This window comes from Pseudomonas fluorescens, from assembly GCF_030344995.1.
In the GTDB taxonomy this organism is placed as follows: Bacteria; Pseudomonadota; Gammaproteobacteria; order Pseudomonadales; family Pseudomonadaceae; genus Aquipseudomonas; species Aquipseudomonas fluorescens_BF.
The window spans coordinates 5046681-5055918 of the sequence record NZ_CP128260.1 but is presented as its reverse complement, the minus strand read 5'-3'; the positions used below and the strand labels follow the sequence as shown (position 1 = coordinate 5055918).

At 61.1% G+C, this 9238-nt stretch carries 11 protein-coding genes and 1 pseudogene; 7 read left to right on the top strand and 5 right to left on the bottom strand.

Features of this window, described 5'->3' with window-relative positions; all coding sequences use genetic code 11:
• Nucleotides 1–55: 55 nt before the first annotated feature.
• The gene (gene alaC, locus QR290_RS22650; protein ID WP_289203659.1) at nt 56–1267 is read right to left on the bottom strand and encodes an alanine transaminase; all 1212 of its coding nucleotides are present in this window, start codon (nt 1265–1267) and stop codon (nt 56–58) included.
• Between the two features lie 139 nt (nt 1268–1406).
• Here alaC and QR290_RS22645 point away from each other — a divergent pair, with 139 nt between their 5' ends.
• The 3 genes from QR290_RS22645 (at nt 1407) to QR290_RS22635 (ending at nt 3438) form a co-directional block, all read left to right on the top strand.
• Nucleotides 1407–2069 carry a LysE family translocator gene (locus QR290_RS22645; protein WP_115078943.1) on the top strand — a complete coding sequence of 221 codons (663 nt, stop codon included), beginning with the start codon at nt 1407–1409 and terminating at the stop codon, nt 2067–2069.
• A gap of 68 nt (nt 2070–2137) precedes the next feature.
• Entirely contained in the window at nt 2138–2632 is a 495-nt protein-coding gene (locus QR290_RS22640; RefSeq protein ID WP_115078942.1) for a GyrI-like domain-containing protein, read from the top strand.
• A gap of 317 nt (nt 2633–2949) precedes the next feature.
• Nucleotides 2950–3438 carry a GNAT family N-acetyltransferase gene (locus QR290_RS22635; RefSeq protein WP_289203658.1) on the top strand — a complete coding sequence of 163 codons (489 nt, stop codon included), beginning with the start codon at nt 2950–2952 and terminating at the stop codon, nt 3436–3438.
• A 172-nt stretch (nt 3439–3610) separates the two neighbouring features.
• Here QR290_RS22635 and QR290_RS28810 read toward each other — a convergent pair.
• Together QR290_RS28810 and QR290_RS22625 are read right to left on the bottom strand one after the other, a co-directional pair.
• Nucleotides 3611–3751, bottom strand: a pseudogene (locus QR290_RS28810) (pyridoxamine 5'-phosphate oxidase family protein); the annotation flags it as partial.
• Between the two features lie 17 nt (nt 3752–3768).
• Nucleotides 3769–4254: a GNAT family N-acetyltransferase gene (locus QR290_RS22625; RefSeq protein ID WP_115078940.1), complete on the bottom strand. Its 486-nt coding sequence runs from the start codon at nt 4252–4254 to the stop codon at nt 3769–3771.
• A gap of 142 nt (nt 4255–4396) precedes the next feature.
• Here QR290_RS22625 and QR290_RS22620 point away from each other — a divergent pair, with 142 nt between their 5' ends.
• The 3 genes from QR290_RS22620 to QR290_RS22610 are packed head-to-tail and all read left to right on the top strand — an operon-like array spanning nt 4397 to nt 6444.
• Nucleotides 4397–4822, top strand: a complete 426-nt coding sequence (locus tag QR290_RS22620) for a YybH family protein (protein ID WP_289203657.1) — start codon at nt 4397–4399, stop codon at nt 4820–4822.
• Between the two features lie 40 nt (nt 4823–4862).
• A complete protein-coding gene (locus QR290_RS22615; protein ID WP_007951101.1) occupies nt 4863–5207 on the top strand; it encodes a YciI family protein in 345 nt (114 codons plus the stop codon).
• Nucleotides 5200–6444, top strand: a complete 1245-nt coding sequence (locus QR290_RS22610) for an RNA polymerase sigma factor (protein ID WP_289203656.1) — start codon at nt 5200–5202, stop codon at nt 6442–6444. Before QR290_RS22615 ends, QR290_RS22610 begins: the two co-directional genes overlap by 8 nt.
• A 202-nt stretch (nt 6445–6646) precedes the next feature.
• Here QR290_RS22610 and QR290_RS22605 read toward each other — a convergent pair whose 3' ends face one another.
• Complete coding sequence (locus QR290_RS22605) at nt 6647–7372, bottom strand: SDR family oxidoreductase (protein ID WP_289203655.1); 726 nt, start codon at nt 7370–7372, stop codon at nt 6647–6649.
• A gap of 111 nt (nt 7373–7483) precedes the next feature.
• Here QR290_RS22605 and QR290_RS22600 point away from each other — a divergent pair, with 111 nt between their 5' ends.
• On the top strand, nt 7484–8320 hold the full coding sequence (locus tag QR290_RS22600; protein ID WP_085606519.1) for a LysR family transcriptional regulator: 837 nt from the start codon (nt 7484–7486) through the stop codon (nt 8318–8320).
• Nucleotide 8321: 1 nt separating this feature from the next.
• On the opposite strand, the gene QR290_RS22595 is transcribed toward QR290_RS22600, so the two are convergent.
• Nucleotides 8322–9176 carry a LysR family transcriptional regulator gene (locus QR290_RS22595; RefSeq protein ID WP_289203654.1) on the bottom strand — a complete coding sequence of 285 codons (855 nt, stop codon included), beginning with the start codon at nt 9174–9176 and terminating at the stop codon, nt 8322–8324.
• Between the last annotated feature and the right edge of the window lie 62 nt (nt 9177–9238).

Genomic DNA, 9238 nt, shown 5'->3' with positions numbered 1-9238 from the left:
GACGCGGAGCGTCCCGGGCTGCATTCCCACGCAGAGCGTGGGAACGATCATCACCTCAGGATTTGGTGACCATGCCATCCGCCCTGAACATCCCGCGAATCCCGCGTACCGCCTGACGAATCCGGTCCTGGTTTTCGATCAGCGCGAAGCGCACGTGATCGTCGCCATACTCACCGAAACCGACACCCGGCGAGACGCAGACTTTGGCCTCGGCCAGCAGTTTCTTGGCGAATTCCAGCGAACCGAGGTGCGCGTAGGCTTCGGGAATCTTCGCCCAGACGTACATCGAAGCTTTCGGGTTTTCGACCATCCAGCCCAGTTCATGCAGGCCTTTGACCAGCACGTTGCGGCGCTGGCGATACTGCTCGGCGATGTCGCGCACGCATTGCTGATCGCCTTCCAGCGCAGCAATCGCGGCCACCTGCAGTGGGGTGAACGTGCCGTAGTCGTGGTAGCTCTTGATCCGCGCCAGGGCGCTGACCAATTCCGGGTTGCCGACCATGAAACCGATGCGCCAGCCCGCCATGTTGTAGCTCTTGGACAGGGTGAAGAACTCCACCGCAATGTCCTTGGCGCCGGGCACCTGCATGATCGACGGGGCTTTCCAGCCGTCGTAGACGATGTCGGCGTAAGCCAAGTCGTGCACCACCAGCACGTCGTACTGTTTGGCGAGGGCGATCACCCGTTCGAAGAAATCCAGCTCCACGCACTGCGCGGTCGGGTTCGACGGAAAGCCGAGGATCATCATCTTCGGTTTCGGGATCGAGCCGCGAATCGCCCGTTCCAGCTCGGCGAAGAAGTCCACGCCCGGCACCAGCGGAACCGACCGCACCTGGGCGCCGGCAATCACGGCACCGTAGATGTGAATCGGGTAGCTCGGGTTCGGCACCAGCACGGTGTCGCCCTGATCCAGGGTCGCCAGCATCAGGTGCGCCAGGCCTTCCTTGGAACCGATGGTGACAATGGCTTCGCTTTCCGGGTCGATCTCGACCTCGTAGCGGTCCTTGTACCAGTTGGAAATCGCCCGACGCAGGCGCGGAATGCCCTTGGACGTGGAGTAACCGTGGGTGTCTTCGCGTTGTGCAACCTGCACCAGTTTTTCAACGATGTGCGGCGGCGTGGCACCGTCGGGGTTGCCCATGCTCAAGTCGATGATGTCTTCGCCACGACGTCGGGCGGCCATCTTCAGCTCGGCGGTGATGTTGAAAACGTAAGGGGGGAGTCGATCTATGCGCGCAAAGCGGCGCGGCGAACCTTGTTCAGCCATTGTTGCCTCGGATAACGTAAGCGCCCGGAACCGTCCGAGCGACGCTGGTCACTGCGGTGACCTGTGGCGGAAGATAAGGGCAGCGATGGCAGACTGTCCAGCGTGCACGACAACAATTTTTTCCCAAGGAAAACGGTTAATGGAATTCACCAGCGGCTTCTTGCTGAGCCTTTCGCTGTGCCTGGACATTGGCGTGGCCAACATCGCGATGATCACTTTGGCGATGCAGCGCGGCTATTTTCAGGGCTTCGCACTGGGTCTTGGCACCTGCGTCGGCGACCTGATTTACGCGGTGCTGGCGCTGGCCGGAATGACCGTTCTGCTGCAATACGAAACCGTGCGCTGGGTGTTGTGGATCGGTGGTTCGGCGCTGCTGATCTACTTCGCGGCGAAGATGATCTATTCGGCGATCCACCACGAGGCGCAGCTGGCGGCGACGGCCGAAGTCGGCCAGAACTCCCATCGCAAGGAATTCTTCCGTGGGATTTTTCTCGCCATGTCGTCGCCGAGCGCCATTCTCTGGTTCGCGGCAGTCGGCGGCACGTTGATCGCCCGATCCGGTGGCGGCGGTCCTTTGAGCTCGGCGTTGTTCCTCGGCGGTTTCCTGTGCGCCGGGCTGCTGTGGTCGGCGGGGCTGTGCTTCGCCGCGAGCCATGGCGGCAAGCTGCTGGGCGATAAACTGCTGCGCTATTCCTACCTGGCATCTGCAGCGATCTTCTGCTATTTCGCGGTCTACGTGATCGTATCGGGATATAACGAATTCGTCGGCTCCGGTGCCACCGAGGCCCTGCATACGCTGTAAATGTGCGAATTCGGTTTGGCTTCTATACTCCCAGCCGAACCCACTTTTTTCGTTCAAGGAGTCGAGTCATGGATGAGCAAAAACGCGTCGAAGTGGCGGAACCTCGCTTCGAACATGGACACTTCCTGCTGATTGCAGGATTTCGCGATCGTTTCACCCAAGAGACCGTTCAGGACATCCCGGCGCTGTGGGAAAAACTGATCCCGCACATCGGAAATATTCCGGGGCAGAAGGGCGAAGTGACCTACGGGGTTTGCAGCAATTTCGACGGCAACGGCGGTTTCGATTACATGGCCGGGGTCGAAATCCGCAAGCTGGACGACTTCCCGCAGGAAAAGTATCCGTGGATCGAAATCCTGCCGCGTCAGTACGCAGTGTTCGAGCACAAGGGTTCGCTGGATCAGTTGCCGCAAACCATTGATTACATCTACAACACCTGGCTGCCGGCCTCCGAATACAAGGGGCTGAATGCCCCGGAGCTGGAACGCTACAGCGCCGATTTCAACCCGAAGCTCAATACCGGAAAACTGGAAATCTGCGTCCCGGTCGAAAAGAAAGCCTGATCGACAACCGGCAGCGCGAACCCGCTTCGCGCTGCCGATCGAGTCTTACTTGCCCTTGATCCGTCGTGCCCGCAACAGGTCGATGCCCAGGGTGATGAAGCCGAAAAAGCTGATGCCCAACACCATCAACAAACCGATCTCAACGCTGCTCATAAACGGTTCCCCCCTCGGGTGATCAGAGACAGGCGTCAGAAATAGACCGTCCCGAATCCGAAGAAAAGCGCTTATACGCAGTCTTTACGACCCCCGTGCGGATCGATATGAACACCTTATTCCTTTATCCTTGGCGACCTTGTTTCCACTGATTTCGAGCCGCCATGAACACCGTCATCCGCCACGTCACCGCCGCCGACCTGGACCGCTGCTACGCCATCGAAACCCTCGCCTATGAAGGCGACGAAGCCGCGACCCGCGAGAAGATCGCCACGCGCATCGCCACCTGGCCGGACGGTTTCATCGTCGCCGAAGTGGACGGGCAGGTGGCCGGCTTCATCAACTCCGGCGCAGCGTTTGATGTGCAGATGTCGGACGAGGCGTTCAAGGAACTGATCGGCCACGACCCGGCCGGGCCGAACGTGGTGATCATGTCGGTGGTGGTGCATCCGGACTATCAGGGGCAGGGCCTGGCGAAACGCTTGATGGCCGAATTCATCGAGCGCATGCGTGAGCAGGGCAAGGCGACGATTCACCTGATGTGCAAGGAACGGCACATCCCGCTGTACGCCGGATTCGGTTTCGCCTACATCAAACCGTCCGAGTCCGACCACGGCGGGATGGCGTGGCACGAGATGATCCTGACGCTCTGAAGAACACTGCAAATCCACTGTGGGAGCGGGCTTGGTCCCACAAGGGAAAGTGGTGTTTGCAGTTTTTGGTCAGTACAGCGTGTCGAGCACTCGCTTCGGGGCCTCGCGGTCGTAAGCCTCGGCATCAAACTGCCCATCATTCAGGCACTTGTGAAACGCGCCAGCAGTAGGCGCCCACCGAACTGACAATCACCAGCGGCGAAACCCGGACCATCGCCTGATAGTCCTCGTTGAGAAAGCCGATCTGCTTGCGCACCGCCCGTTCGTGGGGCAATCCGTAAATGGCTTCCAGCGCTTCGATTGAATCGATCATCGTTGCTCCCTCGACGATTAGAAGAACAACCCCATCCGCCGCTCGTAACCGATACGACCCTTGTACGCTTCGCCGCTGTCGACGAAACCGTACTTGGCGTACAGCGCAATCGCGGCGTCGTTGTCGGCGTCCACCGACAGTTCCAGCCCTTTGATTTCAGGCCAGGCCTGGCGCGCAACCTCCGGCAGCGCCAGCAGGCAGGCTCTGCCGTAACCCTTGCCCTGTGCGCGGTGATCGACTTGCAATGCATGCAGGGTCGCGCTGTGTTCATCGGCCCATTCGGGCAACACCGGCGGGCGCTTGAGCAGCAGGAAGGCCACTGGCACTTCTTCCGCCAGCAGCGCAAAACCTTTCACGCCGGGACCGGGTTTCGACAGCAGCGTGTGCAGGGCGCCGTGGATGTCGCCGGAGAACTTGATCTGCTCGGCGTGGATTTCAATGGCCTCGACCTGTTGGCGTTGGGTGGCGTTCAGGCTTTCGTAAGGCACGAGTCGGGCTGACACGGGAATTTCCTTTTTCCTACAAAGATGAGCCTCGGATTCTAGCGATTTTGTCTTCTTCGGAAATTTTTTGTTTCGGTTGTCGATCCGGCCAATCGCCGAACGACTAAGGGTGTCTTCACAACAAAAACCAGGGAGAAACCCCATGAGTACGCAAGCGCAGATTCAAACTCTGATCGACACCTACCGCGAGGCGGTGATGACCAAGGACGTGGACAAGGTCATGACCCTGTACGCCGACGACATCCTCTCGTTCGATGCGATCAAGGCCCTGCAATTCAAGGGCAAAGAGGCCTACCGCGCCCACTGGGTGGCCTGCATGGAAATGTGCCCCGGCCCGCACATCTTCGAATTCCACGAAATCGCCATCGAGACCGGTGACAACATCGCCTTTGCCCACTGGGTCGCCAACTGCGGCGGCACCAATGACAAGGGGGAAACCCAGAGCTGCTGGATGCGTGCCACCGCCTGCTACCGGCTGGTCGGCGGGACCTGGAAAATCGCCCATGAACACTGGTCGGCGCCGTTCGATCCGATGACTGGCGCGACCCTGTTCGATGCGAAACCCTGATCTTCAGCCATAGTTGATCCGTCCGATTCAGGAGAACGCCATGAAGTATTTATGCCTGGTCTACAGCGATGAGCGCCTGCTGCATTCGTCGCCCGACAGCCCGGAAGACGCCGAGTGCTGGGCCTACGCCGAGTCGATCCAGGGCAGCGGCCGGATGGTTGCCGCCGAAGCGCTGGAATCGGTGCAGACCGCCACCACGGTGCGCATGCGCAACGGCAAGCTGTCGATCACCGACGGCCCGTTCGCCGAGACCAAGGAGCAGTTGGCCGGCTTCTACCTGATCGACGCGCGGGATCTCAACGAAGCGATTCAGGTCGCCGGCAACATTCCTGCAGCCCGGGTCGGCAGCGTCGAAGTGCGTCCCGTGCGGCAATTGAATGTCTGAGGTCGCGGCTCGGGTCGCGCAGGTCTACCGCGAAGACTCGCGGCGGATTCTCGCGACCCTGATCCGCCTGCTCGGCGATTTCGACCTCGCCGAAGAAGCCTTGCACGAGGCGTTCTTCGTCGCGGTCGAGCGCTGGCAGCGCGACGGCGTGCCGGACAATCCGCGGACCTGGCTGGTGTCCACCGGGCGCTTCAAGGCCATCGACGTGTTGCGCCGTCGGGCGCGGTTCAAGGCCTCGCAGCCGTTATTGCTGGCGCAACTGGAAGAACTGGAACAGTCCGAATGGGACACCGAAGACGTGGAAGACGATCGCCTGCGCCTGATCTTCACCTGCTGCCACCCGGCACTGGCGGCGGACGCGCAAGTGCCGCTGACCCTGCGTGAAGTCTGCGACCTCACCACCGAAGAAATCGCCCGTGCATTTCTCTCGGCCCCGGCGGCAATTGCCCAGCGCATCGTGCGGGCCAAAGCGAAGATCCGCGACGCGAAAATCCCCTATCAAGTCCCGAGCCTGAGTGAATTGCCCGAACGCCTCGACAGCGTGTTGCGGGTGATTTATCTGGTGTTCAACGAAGGCTATTCGGCATCCGGCGGCGCCCAGGTGACCCGCGAGGACTTGACCCGTGAGGCGATCCGTCTCGGGCGGTTGCTGCTGGAATTGTTGCCGGATCCGGAAGTCATGGGGTTGCTGGCGTTGATGTTGTTGCATGAGTCGCGGAGGTCGGCGCGCTCTTCGCCGGATGGGGAGTTGATTCTGCTGGATGATCAGGATCGCGGATTGTGGAATGCCGAGCTGATTGCCGAAGGCTGCGATCTGGTGGAAAGAGCGCTGACCACCGGACGCTTCGGGCCGTATTGTCTGCAAGCGGCGATTGCGGCGGTGCATGCCGAAGCGCCGACGGCAGGGGAGACGGACTGGGAGCAGATCGTCGGGCTGTATGACGTGTTGCTGCGGGCGGTGCCGTCGCCGGTGATCGAGCTGAACCGGGCGGTGGCGTTGGCCAAGCGTGATGGGGCGCTGGCGGGGTTGACCTTGATCGAAGGGATTCTGCAGCGCGGGGAATTGCAGGATTACCACCTGGCGCATTCGGCGCGGGCGGAGTTTTGTCGGCAGTTGGGGCGGGTTGAAGAGGCGCGGGCGGCTTACTTGCGAGCGCTAGAGTTGACGCGGCAGGAGCCGGAGCGGCGGTTTATTGAGGGGCGGCTCATGGCTTTGGATCGTCGGCCCTCACCCTAGCCCTCTCCCAGAGGTAGAGGGGACCGATCCGGGGATATTGGAGATATACGCCGACGTGAGAGATTTGCTCTGAATCCATAATCGACTCGATATTTCAGGTCGATGTAAGACGCAAGACACCTCGGTCGGCTCCCTCTCCCTCCGGGAGAGGGCTGGGCGGGCGGCGTTCCGATGAGGGCGCTTTTGATTTTGCCTTTCGCCTTTAGGCCTGCTGGCGTGTCGCAGCCATCACAATCTCCCGAATACAAACCCCCTGCGGCTGCCCATACGCATAGGCAATCGCCGTCGCCACATCTTCAGCACTCAACACCGTCCCACCCATGTCCTGCTTCCACGCCTGATACCCGGTCTTGATCGCCTCATCCGTGGTGTGGCTCAGCAATTCGGTCTCCACCGCACCCGGCGCAATCGTGGTCACCCGCACGTTGTGCGGCGACAACTCTTCACGCAAATTCTCCGACAAACCATGCACCGCAAACTTGGTCCCGACATACGCCACATGGTTCGGGAAGGTCTTGCGCCCGGCCACCGAGCTGACGTTGATGATCGTGCCGTGCTTACGCTCGATCATCCTGGCGACCACCGCGTGCACGCCGTTGAGCAGACCCTTCACGTTGACGTCGAGCATCTGGTCCCACTGCGCCGGATCCTGTTTGCTCATCTCGCCCAGCAGCATCACCCCGGCGTTGTTGATCAGCGCATCGGCCGGACCGAACTGCGCTTCCGCTTCGGCCACAGCGGCCAGCAATGCGGCGCGGTCGGTGATGTCGACGCGGCGGCTGAGGGTGTTCGGCAGGGCCAGTGCTTCAAGGCGTTCGATGCGCCGGGCCAGCAACAACAGAGGGTGGCCGGCAGCGCTCAAGCGGCGGGCGGTGGCTTCGCCGATGCCCGAGCTGGCGCCGGTGATGATGATCAATGGCTTGCCCATGGTTGAACTCCTGAGATAAGAAAAACAAATAACCAGATTCGTGACGCAGTATATTTAGCCCGCTGGAGGCTGAAAAATGCCTTATTCCTCTGTCTGCTATCGGAATCTCCTATGGATATCCGCCATCTCAAAGCCTTCCTCGCGGTGTTCGAGGAACGCAACATCACCGCTGCCGCGCAACGGCTGTTCATCAGTCAGCCCACTTTGTCGGTGACCATCAAACAGCTGGAAGAAGAACTCGGCGCGACGCTGTTTGTGCGTCAGCCCCGTGGCGTGGAAGTCAGCGACGAAGCGCGTCTTCTCTACCCGCAGGCGCGACGGATGGTGGCCGAGTCAGAGGCGCTGAGCCGGATGTTTCGCGGCCGCGAAAATCGCGCGCCGCTGACCCTCGGCATCGAGGGCGACATCGCCGCCAGCCACATCGAAGCCTTCGTGCGCATGGCCCATCAGGCGTTGCCCAATCTGCTGCTGACCCTGGAGGAGGGCTGTCACGGCGATGGTCGATTGGCGGTCGAGGAAATGTGCTGCGAGGACGAACTGTTCCTGCCGCTGTGGGAAGAGTCCTATGTGATGGCGCTGCCTCTCGATCATCCGATGGCCAACGCGCAGGCCGGCTGGGCGCCGATCGAGGACTGGATCACCTGTCCGCAGCATCCTTCGCATCAGCGGTTGATGGCGCTTTATGGGCGGTCGCCGGAAGCAGTGGCGGGACATGCCGGTTCACTGCAACAGGCGTTGCACATGGTCGCGGCGGGTGTCGGCGTGGCGATGTTGCCGCAGTCGCTGGTCAGCGGACATGAACGCATCGTCGTACGCGCGCTGCATCTGCCGGCGCCGACCCGGCGGGTGGGATTGTGTTATGCGGCGCAAGCGCTGGAACTGCCGACGATGCGCGGGCTGCACGAGTACTTTCAGGTCAATCGCCCGGCCGCCATCGAGGCGGCCTGAGCTATTCCAGCATCTTGCTGAGCAACCAGCTCCCCGCCGGCCCCGGCGGGTACAGCCGCGACCACAGCGCATCGACGAACACCGGTTTCGGCCAGCCGCGTACCTTCAGTTCCACCAGCAGATCATTGCCGAACCGCTCCACCAACCAGCGCGGCAACGGGGCCCAGCCGAAACCTTTTTCGGCCATTTCCAGCAGCATCAGATAACTCGGCGCCGACCACACCCGGCCTTTGCCGCGACTGTCATAGGGATTGACGATGGTGGCCAGACGCAGCTCGCGATGCTGCTCAAGGACCGTTTGATCGATGGATTCCTGAGTCGCCAACTGATGGTTGCGACCCACAAACAAGGCGATTTCCGTACGCTCGGCGACGGTCGCCGTCGCCAGATCCGGCGGATAGTTTTCCTGCATCTCGGCGAACGCCAGATGCGCCCGACCGCGCTGCACCAGTTCGATCAGGTCGTCGCATTCGGCGATCAGGCATTCCAGTTCCAGATCCGGATAGCGCTGCTCGAAACCCACCAATGCCGCCTCGAAACGGTCGGACTGATAAGTGTCGGAAATCGCCACCGTGAGTTTCGGTTCGACGCCTTGGGCCAATTGCCGGGCAGTCATTTCCAGACGACTTGTGGCGGACAGAATCGCCTCGGCCCGTTGCAGCATCACGTGCCCGGCCGGGGTCAGCGTCGGTTTGCGGCTGCTGCGGTCGAACAGGATTAGGTCCAAATCAATCTCAAGGCTCGCCACCGCCGCACTCACCGTCGACTGACTGCGCCCGAGTTTGCGCGCCGCTGCCGAAAAAGAGCCCTGAGTCGCCGCCTGGACAAACGCCAGCAGCACTTCCTGAGATGCCATGGACTATCGCCTTGATCGATGGTTATTGGTTATGAAGTATCGGTTCGGTGCTGGATGATGGC